Below are 22,249 nucleotides of genomic sequence, written 5' to 3'. Positions count from 1 at the left end.
GAATTTATAATAAAGAAGCTTACATTAAAAAGGAGGCACAAGTCATGACGAACACAGAAAAAGTTGCGTACATCCGCGGTTTGGCGGAGGGTCTGGAGCTCGACGGGAGCAAAAAAGAGGTCAAGGTTCTGAATGCAATCATTGAGTTGCTGGACGATCTGGCGCTGAGCATGTCCGATCTGGAGGATACCTGCAATGATATGGCGGATCAGCTCGACGCGGTTGACGAGGACCTGGGTTCGCTGGAAGAGGACTTTTATTTCGATGAAGATGATGAGGACGACGAAGATTGCTTCTATGAAGTAACCTGTCCGAATTGTCATGAGACCATTTGCCTGTCTGAAGATATTATTGAAGACGGCCAGATGGACTGTCCGAACTGCGGCGAAACATTGGAGTTCGATCTCGACGAGTGCGACGAGGATTGCTGCTCTTGCGGCTGCGAGGATTGCGAATAAAATCCCCGCCAGCGCCCTCTATAGATTCATAATCCAAAGAGATAGAAGGCACCGTATCTGATCATACAGATGCGGTGCTTTTTTGAGGAAACAACGTTTTAAAAAGAAGGGATTCCATTATGAAAATCACAAAGAAATTTACTGCAATGATTGTGTCGTTCTGCCTGTTTACCGTGGTAATGGCTGGCTGCGGCGCTCCACAATCTGCGGACAGCAGTACGGCTCCGTCCTCCGGTGCGGCAGGCTCCTCTACAGCAGTTCCGTCCAGTGAACCGGAAGAAAAGATTACCATTCGGATTGCAGCACAGAAGGGTCCTACCGGCCTTGGGATGGTAAAGTTGATGAGCGACAGCGAAGCGGACAAGACGGCGAACCGCTATGAAGCGACAGTAGTCGCCGGTCCGGATGCCGCCGTTTCCATGATTTCCAGCGGGGAAGCCGATGTGGCGGCGGTTCCCTCCAATACGGCGTCTATCTTGTACAATAAGACGTCTGGGAACGTTCAGCTTGCCGCGCTCAACACGCTCGGCGTTCTGTATGTGGTGACGGATGGAGAAACCGTCGGCAGCATACAGGACTTAAAAGGGAAAACCATTGATTCTTCCGGGCAGGGCGCGACACCGGAATATGTGCTGAACTATATTCTGGAGGAAAATGGATTGGAACCCGGAAAAGATGTTACAATCGAATACAAGGCAGACCATACAGAACTGGCGGCAAACCTTTTGGCCGGCAAATCCAAGGTAGCCGTTCTGCCGGAACCCTTTGTCACCCAGGTGACGGCAAAGAATCCGGAACTGAAAGTGGCACTGAATCTGACGGATGAATGGAACAAAGTGGCGGGGGACAAAAGTGTTCTTACGATGGGATGCCTCGTTGTGCGCAAGGAGTTCGCAGAAAACAATAAAGCGGCGTTCGACGCCTTTTTAGAGGAGTACAAGGCCTCCATTGCGTTTACCAACGAACATGTGGATGAGGCGGCGGAACTTTCTGAAAAATATGATATCATGCCGGCGGCAGTGGCAAAGAAAGCGATCCCGAATTGCAATATCGTGTATATAGATGGGGAAGAGATGCAACAGAAAATGCCGGACTTTTTAATGGTGCTTTACAACGAGAACCCGAAATCCGTTGGAGGGGAATTGCCCGGAGATGATTTTTACTATAAAAAATAAAAAAACTGGCAGGAAATCATATCCGGCGCGAGTCGTGCAAAAAATATTGATCGCTTTATTCTGGCTGGCAGTCTGGCAGGTTCTATATTTAGCGGTCAAACAGGAGATACTGGTTGTATCGCCTGTCCGCGTTTTTCTCCGGTTGACAGAGCTTATGCGGGAAACAGAATTTTGGCTGTCCGCGGGATATTCCATGGTCCGCATCGTAAGCGGCTTTTTAGCGGCAGTGTTCACAGGGACGGTTCTGGCGGTATTGACCTCTGTATCTTGTTTGGCGAATGGTTTGTTTCGTCCCGTTATATCGATTGTGAAATCGACGCCTGTTGCCTCGTTTATTCTGCTGGCATTGGTTTGGATTGAATCGCCCTATGTCCCTGCTTTTACGTCCTTTTTGATGGTCTTGCCTGTGGTTTGGGCCAATGTCACCAACGGAATCGCCAAAACGGACCGGAATCTTTTGCAGATGGCGCGGGTATATCGTTTTGGTGCGGCAAAGACGGTACGGCGCGTGTATGTGCCCTCCATCCTGCCGTATTTCACGGCGGCATGTACAACGGGGATGGGCCTTGCATGGAAGGCGGGCGTTGCGGCGGAGGTGCTGGCCAATACAAAATATTCGATCGGCGGGCATATCTACAGCGCTAAGATTTATATTGAAACGGTGGATTTGTTCGCCTGGACGGTCGTGGTCATCCTGCTGAGTGTACTGCTGGAATGGATGATGACCCATATCATGCGTGCTGTCAGCCGAAAATACAGCCTGTCTTGAGGGGAAAACGATGGAATTACAGATAAAAGACGTCTGCAAAACATACGGACCACAGAAGGTTCTGGACCATTTTTCCCTGACGGTTCCCCAAGGGGAGACTGTTTGTCTGTTCGGGCCGTCTGGATGCGGGAAAACGACGCTGCTGCAATGTATCGCTTCTTTGGAAAGACTGGATTCCGGAACGATAGCTGGAATGGAGCGGCAGAAAATCTCTTATATGTTTCAGGAAGACCGCCTCTTGCCGTGGATCAGTGCGGTTGAAAATGTCTCGGTTGTTTGGGAACATTCTCAGAAGGAGGCCGCAATGGAGTGGCTCCGTCTGGTCGGATTGGAGGATGCGGCGGAGAAACGTCCCGCAGAGATGAGCGGCGGCATGCGGCAAAGAGTTGCATTGGCGCGGGCTTTAGCCTACGGTGGAGACCCTTTGCTGCTGGACGAGCCGTTTCGTGCGCTAGATCAGGCTACCCGGCGGCAAATGATGGATTTATTATGCACGCATACAAAAGGAAAGACCAAAATCCTGGTGACGCACGATCTGGAGGAAGCACGCTTGCTGGCGGACCGCATTGTCTACTTGGAGGGGCCGCCTTTGAGGATTGTGCAAACAGAGAAAATCCATGCATAACCCGCGGTCAAAAAACGTGGATTTTAGAGGATTTTCCGGAGCATGGAGAGAATTTGTTCCCAATAGAGGGAATTTGTGCTATAATAACCGCACGGCGTTACCAAAATCAGAGATTTTGACGCCTGAGCGAACATTGAAGCATGCCAGCTTGGTGAAGTGAATGAAGATACAGGGTGGTGTGAACACCACATGGAGTCGGACATGCTATAATAACCGCACGCCGTGACCGGAAGCGGAGCTTCCGACGGCTGGGAGAACATTAAAGCATGCCAGCTTGGTGAAGTGAATGAAGATACAGGGTGGTGTGAACACCATGTGAAATCGGACATGCTATAATAACCGCACGCCGTGACCGGAAGCGGAGCTTCCGACGGCTGGGAGAACATTAAAGCATGCCAGCTTGGTGAAGTGAATGAAGATACAGAGTGGTGTGAACACCACATGGAATCGGGCATGCTTAAATAAGCTCACTGCTTAAAAAACAGGGATAAAAACCCATAAAATAGATGCGGGAGCCCGCAGGATTGATACAGTTGGGGGAATGATAATGAGACAAAAAAGAGCCAGCATCTGGTCTGCTTTGCCCCAGGTGGTTTTTGATATCGTCTGGGTGTATTTCAGCTATTGGATTGCGCTGATGCTTCGGTTCGATGGAAATGTGCCCTGGTGGGAATTTGAGTATTTCCAGAAACAGATCCCGTGGGCGACCGGTATCTGCATCCTGGTCTTCTTTTTGGCGCGGTTCTATAATACGATGTGGCAGTTTGCCAGCTTGGACGAATTGCTGCAAATTTTTTATGGTGTCACCATATCAAGCGTCCTGGTCACAGCAATGGGCTTTGTTATGGCGGAGCCGGTTTTCCATACCAATCGTTTGCCAATTCCTGTTTATCTGATGGGCTGGGCACTGATGTTCCTGTTTGTCGGTGGGTCGCGGTTTGCCATCCGCCTGTGGCACAGGCGTAAGCGCAAGCAGTCACAGACGGACCAGGAGGAATTCCACCGCGTCATGGTGGTCGGCGCGGGGGAGATGGGTTCCCTGGTGATTAAGGATATGAAGACGGCGCCGGAGAGCAAGGGCATTCCGGTGGTTGCGATTGACGATGATAAGAGCAAGCGCGGCACCCGGATTCATGGCGTTAAGGTAGTCGGTGGGCGCGAGAGCATCCCGCGCATGGCGGCGCGCTACAATGTGGATCAAATTGTTTTGGCGATCGCCTCGGCAAAAAAGCAGGACCGGCAGGACATTCTGAGTATCTGTGCAAAGACCGGCTGCAAGCTGAAGACGATTCCCGCTTTATATGAAATCCTGGAAGAGAACATGGAGCACCTCACGGTCCGTGATGTGGATATTCTCGATTTGCTTGGACGCGACGAAGTGGATCTGAATATTGCGGAAATCAGCGGTTATCTGCAGGGGAAAACCGTGCTGGTTACAGGCGGAGGCGGTTCCATCGGTTCGGAGCTTTGCCGTCAGATCGTTCACTTCCATCCTAAAAAGCTGATTATTTTCGATATTTATGAAAACAACGCTTATGACCTGCAAAACGAGCTCCTTATGAAGTTCCCCAACCTGAAATTGGACGTGCTGATCGGTTCTGTGCGGGATAAAGCGCGTGTGGAGCATATTTTTTCCGTGTACAAACCGGACGTTGTGTTCCATGCGGCCGCGCATAAGCATGTGCCGCTGATGGAACTCAGCCCTGGGGAAGCGGTAAAAAACAATGTTTTCGGCACGTTAAATGTGGCGCAGACCTGTGATAAATACGGCGTCAAACGAATGGTTATGATTTCCACCGATAAGGCGGTCAATCCGACCAATATTATGGGTGCAACAAAGCGTATCTGCGAGCTGATCATTCAGTATTGCAGCCGCCACAGCAGGGTGACAGATTATGTTGCGGTCCGGTTTGGCAACGTATTGGGCAGCAACGGCAGTGTGATTCCGCTCTTTAAAAGGCAGATTGCGGCGGGCGGTCCGGTGACGGTCACGCACCCGGAGATCATCCGGTATTTTATGACAATCCCGGAGGCGGCACGTCTGGTCATTCAGGCAGGCGGCATGGCGCGCGGCGGGGAAATCTTTATTCTGGACATGGGAGAACCTGTCAAGATTGTTGATTTGGCGCGCAATCTGATTCGTCTTTCCGGTTTGGAACCGGACGTGGATATCCGGATTGAATATTCCGGACTGCGTCCCGGAGAGAAGCTCTATGAGGAGCTTTTACTGGACAGCGAAGGCGGCTGTCAAAAAACATCGCACGAATTGATCTACATTGGAAAGCCCATTCCCTTTGATGAGGACAGCTTCCTGAGTGAGATTGAAGGATTGCGTGAAGTGGCGGGCTTTGACAACGTGAAGATGATGGAAATTGTTCATAGGCTGGTGCCCACATACTCCGGTCACGCCGAAAAGAGCGACTTGCTGGCAGTGGAAGAGCAGAAGGCATAAATTTTAAAATTATTTGTACAAAGTGTGAAAGATTTTAAGCGCCTTTCCTGTATTATATAGGAAGGCGCTTTTTGCTGCGGAAAACCACATTTTGGAATGATGCCTGATTGAGGAAAAGTGGATATCTTAAGCTGTATTTCTTGAAATAGGCGGTTTTTTCCTGTATACTATACATAATTTTTATAGGTAAGCGCTTCCGCATGATACTAATAAAAAGCGCAGAAACGTACCGACCGTGAGACGTAGAGAAAAGGAGAGTACCAAAGTGAAGCCATTGAAGCGAATTTTGGCGGCTTTTGCCGCTGCCGCCCTGTTGTGCACAAGCATGGCCTGTACCAGCACGCCGGCGCCGGAAGAGCCGGTTTCCTCCAGCAGTACGGTTTCCAGCGAATCGCTGGCGCCGGAGTCCTCTGAATTACCGGAGCTTCCCGGCAGCAGTTCCCCGGAAATTGTCGTATCGCATGAGCCCGTTTCGGAGGAGCCCTCCTCCAATCCGATCTTTTTGGAGAAAACGCCCTCAACCGGAACACCGGACGCGGAGCTGAAAGAAGGAACGCTGGACAGTCCGCAGGCAAATGCTCCCGCCGTGACGCAGACAAAAGAGATGCGGGCCGTATGGGTGCCTTTTCTCAGCCTGGACATGAGCAAAGACGCCGATAAGAGCTATGAAGCGTTCCAAAGAAAATACAATGATATTATAGCAAAAGCGAAGAACAGCGGCGCAAACGCCCTTGTGGTGCATGTGCGTTCACATGGAGATGCGTTTTACCCGTCCAGTTATTATCCGTGGACGCATTTCCTGAGCGGCACGCAGGGAAAAGGCCCCGGCTACGACCCGTTGGCGTATATGGTTTCCGCTACGCATCAGGCCGGTATGGAGTTCCATGCGTGGTTTAATCCGCTGCGAATCAAGAAGGGCAACTACCCGCCGACGCTGGCTTCCAACAGTCCGCACACCGTGTGGCAGAAGGACGCGGCAAAAACCAACTGGACCTTTACAAAAGACGACGGTGTATACATGAATCCCGGCTACTCGCAGGTGCGGGATTATATCGTCAATGGGATTAAAGAGGTGGTTCAGAAATACGATGTGGACGGCGTGCAGTTTGACGACTATTTCTATCCGTTCAACGTCAACTCCAAGGAAGTAACGCTTGACCAGCAAGCCTACATAGCCAGTGGTTCCACCTTGGAAATTGGAAAGTGGCGCACACAAAATATCAACAGCCTGGTTTCATCTGTTTATAAGATGATTAAAGAGGTAAAGCCCAATGTGGTATTTGGCATTTCCCCGCAGGGAAATATCACCAACGATCTGAACGCGGGCGCGGATGTGTATACCTGGTGTAGTACGCCTGGTTATATCGACTATATCTGCCCACAGATCTATTGGACCTACGACCATCCAACCGCCCCCTATGAGAAACTGACAAAGCAGTGGAAGAGCATGGTGACGGCAAAGGATGTCAAGATCTATATCGGCCTTGCGCTTTATAAGGCGGGTACGACCTCCGGCGGCTGGGAAAAATCGAACAATATCATATCCCGTCAGATTCAGACGGCACGGAGCTTGGGATGCGACGGCTTTATGTTGTACGCGTGGGCGTATTTGGATAATACGCAGACCAAAACGGAGATGGAGAATGTTAAAAAACTCCTGAATGGATAAGGACCGGTAAACGATTTCCATAGAAATATGGGAGTCAGCGCAGCCCGCCGGCAGGAGAGATATTCCTGCCCGGCGGGCTGTTTTGCGTTTTTAACACGAAACAGAGAAGATATGTTGAAAAAGAATGAAGAAAAAATTACAGTCTTTTCATAAATAGAGCAATTATTTCTGTTATATGGTATAATAACCGCACGGCGTCAGCAAAATCAGAGATTTTGACGCATGAACGAACATTGTAGCGTTGTGATAAAGACTTTGTCTCTTTATGCGATGATAGCATAGCAATTTGCCAAAAATGTGGTAATTTTACGTTTGTACATAAGAGGAGAACAACCGTGAGCCTGATTGAAGTAAAGGATATCCGAAAAGTGTACCGGGTAGACGACGAGAAAATTGTCGCACTTGGACGCATCAATATTATGATCGAACAAGGGGAAATCTGCTGTATTCTGGGAACCTCCGGCTCTGGTAAATCCACCCTGCTGAATATTATGGCAGGACTGGAAAAGCCCTCAAAGGGGAAGGTCGTCATTGCAGGAGCGAATGTCACCTCATTCTCAGAGAGGCAGTGGGCGCGGTTTCGCCAGCAAAATATTGGCTTCGTTTTTCAGTCGTACAATTTGATGCCGACGCAGACTGCCATTGAAAACGTAGCGATGCCTTTGATGTTCAAAGGCGTAAATAAGAGAAGGCGAACCAAAGAGGCAGTTCATATGCTCAAAGCAGTTGGGCTGGGGAGCCGCATGATGCATAAGCCGACACAGATGAGCGGCGGCCAGCAGCAGCGCGTTGGTATTGCCAGGGCGTTTGTCGCCAAGCCGAAAATTGTCTTTGCGGATGAGCCGACCGGCAACCTGGACAGCAAGACCAGCCGCGACGTCATGGAAATCATGGTAGGAATGGCCAAACGCTATCACGAGACGCTGATTATCGTAACGCATGATATCAATATTGCACAGTATGCGGACCGAATCATCAACCTGCATGACGGCAGCATTGTCAGCGACGGACCCAATCAATCAATACTTTCCTTTGCGGACAAAGCGGAACCGGTTTCCGCCGCCGCAAACGGATAAGGAGGAACTTATGAGACAGACAGTGAAAAAAGGGATGGCACTTCTTACGATGCTGGTGTTGGTTTGCAGCGTTGTCGTTTCATCGCTGCCGGCGGCGGCGGATACTGTGAAATACCAGCCGGACCCCAAGGTGTACAGCGAGAAGCAGACGGTTTCCAAAGGGACCCCGTTTGAGGCGACATTTATTTTTGACCACGACGATTTTATTGGAACACTGCCGGAAAACATTGATATCGACGTCAGCAGTGTGACAAGTGCGATTTCTCTGGGCAAGAAAAGCTATTCTACCGAAAAGGGCGAAATTATTACCGAGGATGTGGAAATACCCGACCCAACGGAGTCCGGGGCGCTGACGGAATCTGACTTTTCCTATAAGCTGACGATTCCGGAAAAGTACATGAAGCGCGTTGGCGACGCCGTCGGTACGCTGCGTTTTAAAATTACCTATTATGATTCTAACGGAGGGAAGCTGAATTCCTTTACCGTACAGAAAACAATTTTTGATCCAATTGGCGATACGACCAGCTCGGAGGATGAGGAAAAGAAGCCGATTTTGACGGTGGTTTCCTATGAGACAGACCCTCCAACCGGTATTAAAGAAGGCGATCCGTTTAACCTGAAGGTGACGATTAAAAATAACAGCGGCGTCGTTTGCAACAATATTGTGGCTGCGTTTGATAACACCAACGCGCCAGATATTTCCATGCGCGGGACGACCGATACACTCTATATCGACTCCCTGATGGCGCAGGGGACAGCGACACTGACGTATCCGCTGGTCTGCGCGACCAAAATGGAAGACAAGAGCTATCCGGTTGCCGTCAAGCTTTCGTCCAGCGATTTGGCGGCGGAATCCAATATCTCTCCGCGTATGTTTATCCCGATCAAAGGAACTAAGGTGAGCGAAGAGGACAAAGAGGACGGTCTTTCCACCAGTATCCCGCAGATCATTATCCAGAATTACGATTACGGCGGGCTTTCTGTCACGGGCGGTCAGGAATTTGTGTTGAGCATGAACTTTAAAAATACGAGTCCGAACGTCGCGATTGAAAACCTGAAAATGACGGTATCTGCTGCGCCCGACGGCGACGAAGGTGTGGTGGCCTTTACGCCTGCCAACTCGTCCAACACCTTTTTTATTCCCAAGGTGGGCGGCGGCGGAAGTTTTCAGGAGAAAATTGCGCTCTATCCCAAGGTGGATGCGGCGCCCAAGTCCTACGGCGTCACCATTGACTACACCTATGAGGCAGTGGTGGATAATGTCCGTAAGTCGGACTTGAAGGGGACGGAAACCATCGCAATTCCGCTGACACAGCCGGACCGCTTTGAGGTCAACCAGGTAGACCTTTATGGACCAATTTACATGGGAGACCAGGGCCAGCTCAGCATTAACTATGTGAATAAGGGCAAGAGCAAAATCTTTAACTTATCCGTTTCTCTGGAAGGAAACTTTACTTCCACAGAGGCTTCTACTTATATCGGCAACGTGGATTCCGGAACCGGCGACTCCTTCGACGCGTCTCTCACGCCGCTGGAGGAAGGCACGATGTCCGGCACGGCGACCTTTTCTTATGAGGATTCCAATGGAGACTTAAAAGAAATACAGAAAGAATTCGCGTGCGATGTCATCCCACTGCCGGACATGAACGGGGGAATAGATGGGGGAGAAATGCCTCCCGAAATCCCGCCGGAAACTTCCGGGCCTCCCATCTGGGCTGTCGGCTTGGTCGTGGCAGGCGGCGCAATTCTGTTAATTATCATTATTATCCTGATTCGACGTAAAGTGAAGGCCAGAAAACTGCGCATGCTGGAAGAGGACGACGATTACGACGATATGGCGGCCAATGAAGAGAAACAATAAAATGAGGCCGTCGGTGTTAGGGAAAGGAGGGCTCATCGTATGAAAATAAAAGATATGATTGGTATGAGCCTGAGTAACCTTTTTAAACGTAAAGTGCGTACGCTTCTTACCGTCGCCGGCGTTATTATCGGCACCTGCGCCATTGTGGTCATGGTTTCTTTTGGTATCGGAATTCGGGAAAGCATGAATACCATGATGGAGGGTATGGGAGATCTGACGATTATACAGATTAACAATTACAACCAGACGAATACCGACAATCCGCTGGATGATAAAGCGGTAGAACAGATAGCCGCCCTGCCGCATGTGGCGGCGGTTACACCGGTATATAATCTGGATTGGAACGCGGTGACGATCAACAGCGGAAAATATGCGTATCAAGGGCAGATTTACGGCGTCAATATGAAGGCGCTCAATGATTTTGGGTATACTGTAGAGCGCGGCGAAATGCCAGGAGAAGATTTTGATGCGCATACCATTCTGTTTGGACATTCCGCACTTTACAATTTTTATAACACGAAGAAGACCAGTAATAACATGATTTTTGAACAGCCGGATGTGACGGGAAACATTCCGGATCCCTATGTAGATCCGCTGGAGGACAAGCTGGAACTGGTCATCAATGAACAGGACAGCAATTCGCCTGGAACCACGACAGCCAGCAAGAAGCAGAAACCGATTAAATTGAACTGCATCGGCGTCATGGGGGACGACTGGAGCCGCAGTCCACCGCCGGGCTACGCGGTTTTCATGGATATCTCCTTTGCAAAGGAGCTGCAGGAAAAGTATAACAAGATCAATAAGATCAAGGTGGACAAAACGCAGCAGGCGCAGGGATACCAGAATGTCAGCGTTAAGGCGGACAGCGTGGAGACGGTGGCGGAGGTGCAGGAAGCGATTCAGGCGATGGGATTTTCCGATACATTCAGCATGGAAAGCATCCGCAAACCGCTGGAAGAGCAGATGCGTACCATCCAGATGATCCTGGGCGGACTGGGCGCGATTTCCCTGCTGGTTGCGGCACTCGGCATCACCAACACGATGATCATGTCCATTTATGAGCGGACGCGTGAAATTGGCGTAATGAAGGTGCTTGGCTGCGTGATCGGCAATATCCGCGCGATGTTTTTGGTGGAGGCCGGGACCATCGGCTTTATAGGAGGCGTATTGGGACTCGCCTTCAGCTACGCAATCTCCTTTGGCATCAACACGTTTTCAGCCGGAGGAGAAGGGAGCGCGATGGGCGGTATGTTTGGAATGGGAATGGGCGGAACCAGTATTTCCATCATTCCGCCGTGGCTTGCGTTGGGCGCTTTGGTGTTCGCCACAATGATTGGATTGGTTTCCGGGTTTTATCCGGCGAACCGTGCAGTGAAGATCAGCGCTTTGACGGCAATCAAACAGGAATAATCAAAAAATGGATGTCTCACAATGGAGTGTGCGCGCATAAAAAATAGCGATTCCCCTTCGCCTGCGGCGAAGGGGAATCGCTATTTTTGCCAATTATTTGTGGAAACGTCCATTGAGAAGAAACCACTTTTTTAGGATATGATTAAACCCTGAGCATCCGGTAGCCAATTCCTACATGGGTTTGAATGTATTGGGGAGAAGAAGGGTCCTTTTCAATTTTTTTCCGCAGGGTTGCCATAAAGACGCGCAGGGAAGCAACGTCGTTTTCCCAGGAACTGCCCCAGACCTCCCGTGTGATAAAGGAGTGCGTGAGGACCTTGCCTACATTTTTGGAGAGCAGGCAAAGCAGCTTGTATTCAATCGGGGTCAAATGCAGCTCCTTTCCGTCCAAATATACACAGCAGGCGGAGTAATCGATTTTCAAATTCCCGTTTTCAAATACGGCGCTTTCATTTCCCGTATTGTTGGCGGAGTAATTCAACCGGCGGAAGGTGACGCGCAGACGGGCAAGCAGCTCCTCCACAGAGAAGGGTTTTGTCAAGTAGTCGTCTGCGCCCGCGTCCAACGCCTCTATTTTATCGGTTTCTTCACTACGGGCGCTGATGACAATAATTGGCATGTTGGACCAGGATCGTATTTTTCGGATGATTTCAATGCCATCGATATCCGGAAGGCCCAGGTCGAGCAATACGACATCCGGATTGTGTGAAACTGCCTCCATAATGGCGGATTCCCCGCTTGCTGCGGTAAGATGCCTATAGTTGTGCGTTTCCAGTGTGGTGGAGATTAAGTTGCGAATGGCCGCGTCATCCTCTACGGCCAGTACAAGTGGTTTATTCACGTAACGTTACCTCCTCTTTGGGTAATGTAAAACGGAAGATGGTTCCTTTGGGGGAGTTGTTGCGTACGGAAATTTCGCCGCCGTGCGCGGCGATAATCGATTTGCAGAGCGACAGGCCCAGCCCCAAGCTGCGCCGGCTGTCGGCAAGTCCTTTGTTTGCGGTGTAAAACATCTCAAAAATATGGGCCTTTGCGTCGTCCGGGATGCCATCGCCATCATCGGCAATCTCAACAATAATGTTGCCATCCTGAGCGGAAGTCGTAATGGTGATATTGGAACCAGGCGGCGTGTATTTGATGGCATTGTCCACAATATTGATCATTACCTGAATGATCAGACGCGCGTCAATCTTAGCGAGTAAAAACTCGTCAGGCTGCTGGACGACAATTTTGTGCTCCGTGCTTTTACGGTTCACATGCCGCAGTGCTTCCGCAATCACCTCTTCCATCAGCTCGGCGGATAGGCGCAGCTTCATGGTGCCGTCTTCGATGCGGGTGACGGACAAAAGATTTTCCACCAGATTGATCAGCCACAGAGAGTCGTCGTAGATATCCAGATAGAGCTTTTTGCGGCTTTTCTCATCCATGTCGTTTGCGTTGGCCAGCAGAATACCGGCATTGCCGGAGATCGAGGTCAGCGGCGTCCGCAGGTCATGGGAGATGGAACGCAGCAGGTTGGCGCGGAGCTGCTCATTCTTTGCCAGCAGGGCGCTTTGCTCACGCTCCTTCAGTGCTGTTTCGTTCTCAAGCGCCAGTGCGCACTCACCCAAAATAGAAAGCATAATGTTGTTTTCAAATGTGTCGAGCGGTTCCCCCGGCATGGCAATTCCCACAACGCCATATACGGTATCGTTGACGCGGATCGCCAGATACAGGCAGTTTGCATTCCCAAGCGTATTTGTGGTAGCGCCGGCATGCTTGTTGTTTTTGCAAACCCAAGAGGCGACCGCGCGTTCATTGGCGGCGATATATGCCGGGGAAATGGGGGGGCTGCCGACGGTAAAGGGGATGGGCTCGGAGAGCGTATCCTGCGCCGCTAAGTAGAAGATTACATCGCGCCGAAGCAGTTTAACCAATTGATTAGCGACAACGGAAATAATTTCGTTTTTGCCTTTCCCTTTTTGGATCAACTGATTGGTTTCAAGCAGGATTTTGGTGCGAAACGCGGCCTCAGAGGCCTGCTTTGTTTGCTGTTTCATCCGCACGGCCAGCGTGCTGGTGATGAAGGCGGACAGAAACATGACCAAAAAGGTAACAGGATATCCTTCGTCATAGGCCTTCAGCGTCAGATACGGTTCCGTAAAGAAATAGTTGAAGGTCAGAACGCTGACCACGGAGCAGATCAGGCTGTAGATACGCTGGTTTGTAAACGCGGCGGTGAGCAGTACGCCCAGAATATAAACCGTGATGATGTTAGCTTCTGAGAAACCAAGCTGTCGGAATGCAAATCCGACCAGCGTGACAGCCACCAGCAGCAAGATGCTGATGACTGCGTCCAGCAGGACGACGCGTCCTTTCTTTTGCCGCATACGTTTCCGTTTGTAGATGGGAGTATTTTGATCCGGAATGATGTGGATATCCAAATTTGGCGCCAATGTGATGAGCCTTTCCGTTAACGACGGTTTACTCCAGACGTATTTCCGCTGCATGTTGCTGCGCCCCATGACAATTTTGGAGACGCCCGACAAACGGGCAAATTCCGCGATTTGAAAGGGAATATCGTCTCCATATACGGTTTCTAAAGTGGCTCCCAAATGCTGCGCCAAGCGAATGTTTTCCCGCAGCTGGTTTTTATCTGCTTCGTTCATTTGAAGGAAGCTGGGCGTTTCCACAAACAAAGCCGTAAAGGCACCCTTAAAGGCGTTTGCCATCCGCGCGGCGGTGCGTATGATTTTGGAATTTGTGGGAGAGGAGGAGACGCAAACCAAAATGTGCTCGTCGGTGTAATAGATGTCCCGGTGAGACAGGCGCACTTTTTCAGACATCCGATTGACCCGGTCCGCGCACCGCCGCAAAGCGATTTCCCGCAAAGCGGTCAAATTTTTAATATCAAAGAAATTTCCCAATGCTTTTTGCGCCTGTGTTTCCCGGTATATTTTTCCGGCGTTCAATCTCTCTATTAATTCTTCCGGCTCGATGTCGACCAGCTCGACCTGATCGGCGTTGTCAAAAACAGAGTCCGGAATGCGCTCCCGTACAGCTACGCCGGTAATGGAAGCAATAATATCATTTAAGCTCTCGATATGCTGCACGTTGATCGTTGTGTATACATGGATCCCCGCCTTTAACAGCTCCTGAATATCCTGATACCGCTTTGCATGGCGGCAGCCTTCCGCATTTGTATGTGCCAGTTCATCCACCAGGATCAGCTGTGGTTTGCGCTGCATGGCGGCGTCCAGGTTAAACTCATGCAGGGTGATATCCCTATGTGCAGCGACGAGATCGGGGAGCTGTTCCAGCCCTTCAAAAAGCGCGGTCGTTTCTGGCCTGGCATGTGGCTCCACATATCCGATGACAACATCCATTCCGCGTCGTTGAGCGGCGTGAGCGGCCTTCAGCATGGCGTAAGTCTTGCCAACGCCCGCCGCGTACCCGAAGAAAATTTTTAAATGGCCTGTCACCTGCTGGGAACGCTCTTCTTTTTTGATCTTTCGTAGGAGTTCATCGGGATCGGATCGGAAACCGTCCATGAGCCTCACCTCATTCCATTAGGTTATTTAACCATATGAATCTTGAAATTAGTTTCTTTTATCGCTGAAGCTATGTTTTATATCCCGACGGTTATTATAACACAAATACCCTTAACGTGACATAATGGGTCGCGTTAAGGGTATTAAGAACGTATAAAGATTTATAGAATGCCATCCAAACGAAGGTTAACTTCCAACACGTTAACGGTTTCTTCTCCAAATAGGCCCAGCCATTTACCATCGGTACATTCCCGGATCATGGCGCGGATTTCGTCTTCCGTTATTTGATTGGCTTTTGCCAGCCTGGGCACCTGATATTCCGCGGCAGCGGGAGAAATGTGGGGGTCCAGGCCGCTCCCGGAACAGGTGACCAGATCCACCGGAATGGCAGTTTCATCCATGTCGGGATTTGCGGCGCGGAGCTTCTCGATGCGCTCCCGCACCAGGGCCTGATATTCCTCACTCGCCGGACTGAGATTGGAGGGAGCGGCATACATCAGCGGCGTGCCGTCCTCCGCCGTGAAGGTGCCGACATCCACTTTCATGATGCGGCCCCAAAGGTGTGCGTCGTCCGTGTATTGCTGTCCCAATAGCTCACAGCCATATTTTTTTCCGCCCACTTCAATGATGCTGCCGTTTGCCTGCTTGGGGAAGAGCAGCTGGGCAATGCCGGTGACCAGAGCGGTGTAAATCACACCACAGATAATCGTAAAGGTCAGTGAAAACAGCACGGTGCGTAAAAGGGTGGATTTCATTGCTTTCATAATCTGTCTCTCCTTTTTATCAGAGTTTAGTATTATGCCAATCCCAACAGAACAAGCAGCGTATCGATCAATTTAATAAAGATGAAGGGAGCTGCCAGCCCGCCGACACCATAGATCAGCAGATTGCGGGAAAGAAGCTTCCCAGCAGGCAGTTCGCGATATTTAACGCCTTTTAATGCGAGCGGGATCAGTGCGACGATGATCAGCGCATTGTAGATGATGGCGGACAGCACAGCGCTCTGCGGGGAATGCAGCCCCATGATATTGAGCGCGGCCAGACCGGGATAAAGCCCCATGAACAGTGCGGGTATGATTGCAAAGTATTTCGCCACATCGTTTGCAATGGAAAAGGTAGTCAGGCTGCCGCGGGTCATTAAAAGCTGTTTGCCGATGCGGACGATGTCGATCAGCTTGGTGGGGGAGGAGTCCAGATCGACCATGTTGCCCGCTTCCTTAGCGGCCTGTGTACCGCTGTTCATGGCCACGGCGACGTCCGCCTGCGCCAGTGCAGGCGCGTCGTTCGTGCCGTCGCCTGTCATCGCAACCAGATGGCCTTTTGACTGGAAATCCCGGATCATGGCGAGCTTGCCTTCCGGCGTAGCCTCTGCGAGAAAATCGTCCACACCTGCTTCCGCCGCAATCGCGGCCGCGGTCAAAGGATTGTCGCCGGTGATCATGATGGTCTTAATGCCCATTTTGCGCAGGTCCGCAAACTTTTCCTGTACGCCCTGCTTGATAATATCCTTCAGGTGAATAACGCCGAGTACCTTGTGGTTTTTCGCTACCACCAGTGGCGTACCGCCCTGCCCGGCAATTTTACGGACCGTTTCTTCGCATTCCTCACTGTAGACGCCGCCGTTTTCCAAAACGTAATCACGGATGGAATCGGCCGCCCCCTTGCGAATTTCATTTCCCTCGTAGTCAACACCGCTCATACGGGTTTTAGCTGTAAAAGGAATAAAATGCATATGTTTATCGCTCAGGCTCCTGCCGCGCAGGTGGAAAAGTTCCTTTGCCAGAATGACCACACTGCGGCCTTCCGGCGTTTCGTCGGCAAGGGAGGAAAGCTGTGCGGCGTCTGCCAGCTCTTCGGCAGAGACGCTGTCTACCGGCACAAACGCGCTTGCTTGACGGTTTCCCAGTGTGATTGTGCCGGTTTTATCCAGCATCAGAATATCTACATCACCGGCGGCTTCGATCGCACGCCCGCTCATCGCGAGGACGTTGGCCTGATTCAGACGGCTCATACCCGCGATGCCGATGGCGGAGAGTAATGCGCCGATGGTCGTCGGGGCGAGGCAGACCAGAAGGGCAACCAGGGTAGTGACGGAAGTGGGGTTGGCAATACCCGCCTGGTTGGTGGAGAAGATGGAATAGGTGTAGAGGGAAACCGTGACCAGAATAAAGATGATGGACAATGCGACCAGGAAGATTTGCAGCGCGATCTCGTTTGGCGTTTTCTTTCTGGAGGCGCCTTCGACCATAGCAATCATTTTATCTAAAAAGCTCTGGCCGGCTTCGCTGGTGACCTCCACTATAATCCAGTCAGAAAGAACCGTGGTGCCGCCGGTGACGGCGCTGCGGTCACCGCCGCTCTCACGGATCACCGGCGCGGACTCGCCGGTAATGGCGCTTTCATCCACAGATGCGGCGCCGTCAACCACCTCGCCGTCCGCGGGAATTTGCTCACCGGCTTTTACAATTACGAAATCGCCCTTTTTCAGCAAGGCGGAGGGGACGCAGGTGACCGTGTCTTTTTGTTGCGCAGAGGGAATCTGATGTGCCTCCACATCCTTCCGGGAAGCGCGCAGCGCGTCGGCCTGCGCCTTGCCGCGTCCCTCCGCGATGGCTTCCGCAAAATTGGCAAACAGCACGGTGAACCACAAGATAACAGCAATGGCCAGTGTGTACCCGGAACCGACATCTTTTAAACCAAACAGAGAAACGACCCACAGAATGGTGGTCAAAATCGCGGAGATGTAAACCAACAGCATGACGGGATTCTTAGCCTGCGTTTTAGGTGCAAGCTTGATAAAAGAATCCTTGGTTGCTCTCGCCAGTATCTTTTGATCCATAAAGGGGCTTTTTGTTTTTGTTGCCATTTCTAAAACCTCCTTTAAACAATGCTGCTGAAGTATTCCGCGATCGGACCGAGAGAAAGCGCAGGGAAGAAGCTCAGCGCGCCAACCAGGAGCACAATAAAGATCAGCAAAAATACAAACATGGCATTGGTGGTAGAGAGCGTTCCCGCCGTCGTGGCAGCTTTCTTTTTGGACGCAAGGCTGCCCGCGATCGCCATGGTGCCGACGATGGGAATAAAGCGTGCAAACAGCATCACAAGCCCAAGCGAAACATTTAAAAATACGGTATTTGCGTTAAATCCCGCAAAAGCAGACCCGTTGTTCCCGCCGGCGGAAGAATACGCATACAAGATCTCTGAGAAGCCGTGTGCGCCGCCGTTGTTTAGGCTATCCGCCACGCTGGGGAGCGCGGCGGCAATTCCGCTGCCGATCAGAATGGCAACCGGTGTGGCGAGACAGACCGCCACGGCCCATTTCATCTCATATGGTTCAATCTTTTTGCCGAGAAATTCCGGCGTGCGGCCCACCATCAACCCGGCAATGAATACCGTCAGGATGGCGAAGGCGAGCATACCGTAGAGCCCGCAGCCGACGCCTCCAAAGATGACCTCGCCCAACTGCATCAACAGCATGGTAATCATACCGCCGAGCGGGGTATAGCTGTCGTGCATAGAGTTGACGGAGCCATTGGAAGCGGCAGTGGTGAAGACCGCCCAGGTGGAGGAGGTTGCAATACCAAAACGCGTTTCTTTCCCTTCCATATTGCCGCCTGCCTGCATCTGCGAAACAGCGGTATCCACGGCGCCGTTTTGCGAAAGCTGCGGCGTTGCAAGCTGCTCATTGACGGCAACCACGGACAAGGCGAGCGCCAGGCAGAGAAACATGGCCATGAAGATAGCGATTCCCTGCTTTTTATTCTTAATATTGCGCCCAAAGGTAAAACAGAGGGCCGCAGGAATTAAGAGCAAAGAGATCATTTCCATCATATTGGTGAATGGATTTGGATTTTCCAGGGGATGCGCAGCGTTCACGCCAAAATATCCGCCGCCGTTGGTACCGGTCTGCTTGATGGCAATCTGGCTGGCAGCGGGGCCGAGCGGAACAATTTGCTGTGTGACGATCTGTGCATTGGAAATGGTTTCTCCGCTTACGGTAACGGTTTGGGTTTCCAGATCAATATCAGCGTTTTCAAGGATTTCGCCCTTGGCGCTTACAGCGATCGGTTCAAGCAGATCAACAGTTTCCGCGGGCTTTAAATTTTGTACTACGCCGCCGCCCACCAGGCAAACCGCAATTACAAGGTTTAAAGGGAGCAAAATATGGACGATAACGCGTGTCATGTCCACCCAGAAGCTTCCTAACTCCTCTTTTTTTACCTGAATCAAGCCGCGAATCAATGCGAACAGGACAGCGATGCCGGTTGCGGCGGACACAAAGTTCTGAACCGTCAGGCCCAGAGATTGCGTTAAGTAGCTGAGCGTGCTTTCTCCGCTGTACGCCTGCCAGTTGGTATTTGTTACGAAGCTGATGGCGGTATTAAACGAGAGATCCCATGGGACGCCGGGAAGGTGCTGTGGGTTCCCTGGCAAAAAGCCCTGCAGTATTTGCAGGAGAAAAAGCCCCACCAAACCGGCAGCGGAAAAAAGCAGGGTGCATACGGTGTACTTTTTCCAATTCATCTGCTCGTTTTTATCAATTCGCGTGACTTTGTAAACCAGATTTTCACACGGGACAAAAACTTTTGACAGAATGGTTTTTTCACCGTTCATGACCTTGCCGATGTAAGCCCCAAGGGGGATTGCCAGGAGAACCAGAATTACGAGATAAAGGATGTACTGTATGACCGTTCCCATCATTGTTTGTCACCTCTCATCAGAATCGCGACATAGTAGACCAACAATGCCACGGCAGTCAGGCCGATCAGGCCAATCAGTATTTGCATATTGTCTTCCTCCTTTTGCGTTTCAGTTTAATACAGGCGCGTTTAATTCGGTATAAGGAGACGAGGTAAAAGCGTTAAGATTTTATAAAGGCCAGCCCATCAGCCAGGCGATCGGGAGAATTATCATAGTTGCCAAAACCCCGACGGCGCTGAGCACCACTGTGGGAATTCCCACCAGCACCGCCCAAAAAGACAGGAACGGATGACGGTTGGTAAATTGGCCGAGAAACGGTTCTATGTTGTATTTGTGGTGTTTTTTCACATTGTCTGGATGGCGGATATCCATTGTATCTATGTTCATACTTTTTCCTCCTTTGTGTTCTCTACCATTATTGTAAGTGCCGTCTCGTTAAGATGGTTGCAGGGGAACAGGCAATGAGGTTAAAAAAACGTAAAGATCAAAAAAGCGCCGCAGCTTTTTAGCTGCGGCGCAAAATATGCTTATGATTTATAGAAATAAAAAAGCCAACCAGGAAACATAATCCCGATTGGCTTTAATGGCCCTTACATTAGATTTTTGAGTACCCATAGCTGTTGACAATGGCGTCAATTTTACGTTTTTGCTGGCAATCCGGACAGTCCTTAAACAGATAAGTCTGATAATTGGGCACGTCACTGCTGGTGAAGATGCTGTCAATATGGATGCCGCCCATTTCAGAGATTGCGCTGAAAATAGCGGAAATTCCCATGACGCTTCCGCCGTAGTATTTGATGCACTCCAGCGAACGGTTGATGGTTTTACCCGTGGTCGCTGAGGCGACCAGCAGCAGAACCCGCTTTTCCCAGACCATTTTCTGAATATTATCGCGGAAAATCATTTGCCCGTTGCTGTTGAATTCCGGGGTAATAATAGCAATATCGCTTTTGTCGTTCATCGACATAATACCGGACTTTGCCAGATACTGCGCAAGGAAAGCGGCAATAATCTCGCAGCCGTCCATACAGATGATTGTATCGATGGGCGTGTTGTTCTCATAGCGCATCGCCATGGTTGCGGCGGCTTCATAAGCCATTGCATGCCGGTGTTTGATACTGGTCATGTCGATATAGTAATTGACGTGTGAGTGGTTCGTTGCAAAGTGACCCGGAATCACACTGATGGATATTTTGCTGTTTTTGGGGGATTTAATCTTGATTGCTCTGCTTTCCATAAACTGCCTCCATTCTCCATTGCTGGAATGAATTTTCTTTTGGTTACAATTGCATTATAACATTTGTTTCTAAAATATGCAATACAAAGTTCAATAATATAGGTTAAACTATACAAAATACACCCAAATTCTCTTTGTAAGGGCTTGTTTTTCAAGATCGTTTCCAGTATATTTAATGAGTAGTCATATGAAATAGCCAAGGGGAGGCGTTTTTGTGGGGAATGCATCTGATAAGCTGTGGGAATCTTTTCTAAAGTGGTTGGAAGAGTCAGGGCCAGGTTTATTAGGCGACATACTCAGTGCGATAATCATTTTGGTTTTAGGTTGGTGGCTCAGCAAACTTGTTGTCCGGTTTATGAGGCGTGCCATGTCCCGCACAAAAGCGGAGGCAGGCGTCATCTCGTTTATCTGTTCTTTGCTTAAGGCAACTGTACAAATATTTGTATGTATTACAGCTTTGGCACGGCTTGGTGTGCCTGTCGCTTCCGTAATTACCGCGTTGGGCGCCGCGAGTGTGACGATCGGTCTGGCGTTGAAGGATAATATGACCAATATTGCCAGCGGCGCACAGATTATCTTTACCAAACCGTTTGCCGTGGGGGACTACCTCCTGCTGGACGGCGTGGAGGGCAAAGTGGAGCGGATTGAAATCATGTTCACCACACTGCGCACGTTTGACAACAAGGAAATCGTCATTCCAAACTCAAAGGTGACGGTGAGCACCATCACCAATTACTCTGCGATGATGACCAGGCGGCTGGATCTCAGTTATTCCATCGCCTACGATGCCGATATTGCCCAGGCAAAGGCGCTGCTTCGCGCGCTTGCGGAGAAAAATCCGCTGGTTGAAAGGGAACCGGAGCCGTTGATTGCGGTGGGCGAGCATCAGGACAGCAGCATCCAGATGGTTGTTCGCATCTGGTGCAAAACAGACGACTATTATACGCTGTATTATCAGATGCAGGAGGACGTCAAGCTGGCCTTTGATCAGGCGGGAATCAATATTCCCTTTCCGCAGATGGATGTCCATGTGAATCACCTCAGTTGACAAACAAAGGAAATTCGCTTAAAATAATCAGCAGAATACAGGTTCCGCTTTTGCGGATAAAAAGGGAAGCAGGTGTGAATCCTGCGCAAGTCCGTTGCTGTGAATACGGAGCGCTGCCCCAATGAGCCACTGGTAAACCGGGAAGGCGGAGCGGTGTGTCGATGTATGAGCCAGAATACCTGCCGTATTCCTATTCATGCGACCCTCCACGGTACTGGAGCGCGTGTGGCTGATAAGT

At 50.5% G+C, this 22,249-nt stretch carries 17 protein-coding genes and 1 riboswitch; of the genes, 10 read left to right on the top strand and 7 right to left on the bottom strand.

The window, feature by feature from the left end:
• Positions 1-44 precede the first annotated feature (44 nt).
• From BN2106_RS09405 to BN2106_RS09365, 9 genes are all read left to right on the top strand, one after another.
• Complete coding sequence (locus BN2106_RS09405; protein ID WP_050698284.1) at positions 45-458, top strand: CD1247 N-terminal domain-containing protein; 414 nt, start codon at positions 45-47, stop codon at positions 456-458.
• A gap of 119 nt (positions 459-577) precedes the next feature.
• Positions 578-1,633, top strand: coding sequence for an ABC transporter substrate-binding protein (locus tag BN2106_RS09400; RefSeq protein ID WP_050698283.1), 1,056 nt, complete (start codon positions 578-580; stop codon positions 1,631-1,633).
• Between the two features lie 154 nt (positions 1,634-1,787).
• A complete protein-coding gene (locus tag BN2106_RS09395; protein WP_242846290.1) occupies positions 1,788-2,402 on the top strand; it encodes an ABC transporter permease in 615 nt (204 codons plus the stop codon).
• Positions 2,403-2,412: 10 nt separating this feature from the next.
• Positions 2,413-3,027 carry an ABC transporter ATP-binding protein gene (locus tag BN2106_RS09390; RefSeq protein WP_050698281.1) on the top strand — a complete coding sequence of 205 codons (615 nt, stop codon included), beginning with the start codon at positions 2,413-2,415 and terminating at the stop codon, positions 3,025-3,027.
• Between the two features lie 547 nt (positions 3,028-3,574).
• Positions 3,575-5,479, top strand: coding sequence for a nucleoside-diphosphate sugar epimerase/dehydratase (locus BN2106_RS09385; RefSeq protein WP_082236434.1), 1,905 nt, complete (start codon positions 3,575-3,577; stop codon positions 5,477-5,479).
• 265 nt (positions 5,480-5,744) lie between these two features.
• Positions 5,745-7,148, top strand: a complete 1,404-nt coding sequence (locus tag BN2106_RS09380) for a glycoside hydrolase family 10-like protein (RefSeq protein WP_050698279.1) — start codon at positions 5,745-5,747, stop codon at positions 7,146-7,148.
• A gap of 335 nt (positions 7,149-7,483) precedes the next feature.
• Complete coding sequence (locus BN2106_RS09375) at positions 7,484-8,224, top strand: ABC transporter ATP-binding protein (RefSeq protein ID WP_050698278.1); 741 nt, start codon at positions 7,484-7,486, stop codon at positions 8,222-8,224.
• A 10-nt stretch (positions 8,225-8,234) separates the two neighbouring features.
• Positions 8,235-10,085, top strand: a complete 1,851-nt coding sequence (locus tag BN2106_RS09370) for a COG1361 family protein (RefSeq protein ID WP_050698277.1) — start codon at positions 8,235-8,237, stop codon at positions 10,083-10,085.
• A gap of 39 nt (positions 10,086-10,124) precedes the next feature.
• Positions 10,125-11,495, top strand: coding sequence for an ABC transporter permease (locus BN2106_RS09365; RefSeq protein WP_050698276.1), 1,371 nt, complete (start codon positions 10,125-10,127; stop codon positions 11,493-11,495).
• A gap of 142 nt (positions 11,496-11,637) precedes the next feature.
• Here BN2106_RS09365 and BN2106_RS09360 read toward each other — a convergent pair whose 3' ends face one another.
• The 7 genes from BN2106_RS09360 to BN2106_RS09330 form a co-directional block, all read right to left on the bottom strand.
• Positions 11,638-12,336, bottom strand: a complete 699-nt coding sequence (locus BN2106_RS09360; protein WP_050698275.1) for a response regulator — start codon at positions 12,334-12,336, stop codon at positions 11,638-11,640.
• Complete coding sequence (locus tag BN2106_RS09355; RefSeq protein ID WP_050698274.1) at positions 12,329-15,025, bottom strand: sensor histidine kinase; 2,697 nt, start codon at positions 15,023-15,025, stop codon at positions 12,329-12,331. Before BN2106_RS09355 ends, BN2106_RS09360 begins: the two co-directional genes overlap by 8 nt.
• Positions 15,026-15,186: 161 nt before the next feature.
• On the bottom strand, positions 15,187-15,789 hold the full coding sequence (gene kdpC, locus BN2106_RS09350; RefSeq protein WP_050698273.1) for a potassium-transporting ATPase subunit KdpC: 603 nt from the start codon (positions 15,787-15,789) through the stop codon (positions 15,187-15,189).
• 32 nt (positions 15,790-15,821) lie between these two features.
• Positions 15,822-17,891 (bottom strand): potassium-transporting ATPase subunit KdpB, encoded by a 2,070-nt coding sequence (kdpB, locus tag BN2106_RS09345; RefSeq protein ID WP_050698272.1) that lies wholly within the window; start codon positions 17,889-17,891, stop codon positions 15,822-15,824.
• 14 nt (positions 17,892-17,905) lie between these two features.
• Positions 17,906-19,726 (bottom strand): potassium-transporting ATPase subunit KdpA, encoded by a 1,821-nt coding sequence (gene kdpA / locus BN2106_RS09340; protein WP_050698271.1) that lies wholly within the window; start codon positions 19,724-19,726, stop codon positions 17,906-17,908.
• 168 nt (positions 19,727-19,894) lie between these two features.
• The gene (locus BN2106_RS09335) at positions 19,895-20,113 is read right to left on the bottom strand and encodes a hypothetical protein (protein WP_050698270.1); all 219 of its coding nucleotides are present in this window, start codon (positions 20,111-20,113) and stop codon (positions 19,895-19,897) included.
• 208 nt (positions 20,114-20,321) lie between these two features.
• Positions 20,322-20,963, bottom strand: coding sequence for a phosphoribosyltransferase (locus BN2106_RS09330; protein WP_050698269.1), 642 nt, complete (start codon positions 20,961-20,963; stop codon positions 20,322-20,324).
• A gap of 214 nt (positions 20,964-21,177) precedes the next feature.
• On the opposite strand from BN2106_RS09330, the gene BN2106_RS09325 reads away from it, so the two are divergent.
• Positions 21,178-22,011, top strand: coding sequence for a mechanosensitive ion channel family protein (locus tag BN2106_RS09325; RefSeq protein WP_082236433.1), 834 nt, complete (start codon positions 21,178-21,180; stop codon positions 22,009-22,011).
• A 21-nt stretch (positions 22,012-22,032) separates the two neighbouring features.
• A riboswitch (cobalamin riboswitch) is annotated at positions 22,033-22,212 on the top strand.
• Positions 22,213-22,249 lie beyond the last annotated feature (37 nt).

Origin of the sequence: Anaeromassilibacillus senegalensis (assembly GCF_001261775.1) — a bacterium.
GTDB classification, from domain to species: Bacteria; Bacillota; Clostridia; order Oscillospirales; family Acutalibacteraceae; genus Anaeromassilibacillus; species Anaeromassilibacillus senegalensis.
Note: the sequence above shows the minus strand (reverse complement) of the source record. Positions and strands in the feature narration are given on the sequence as shown.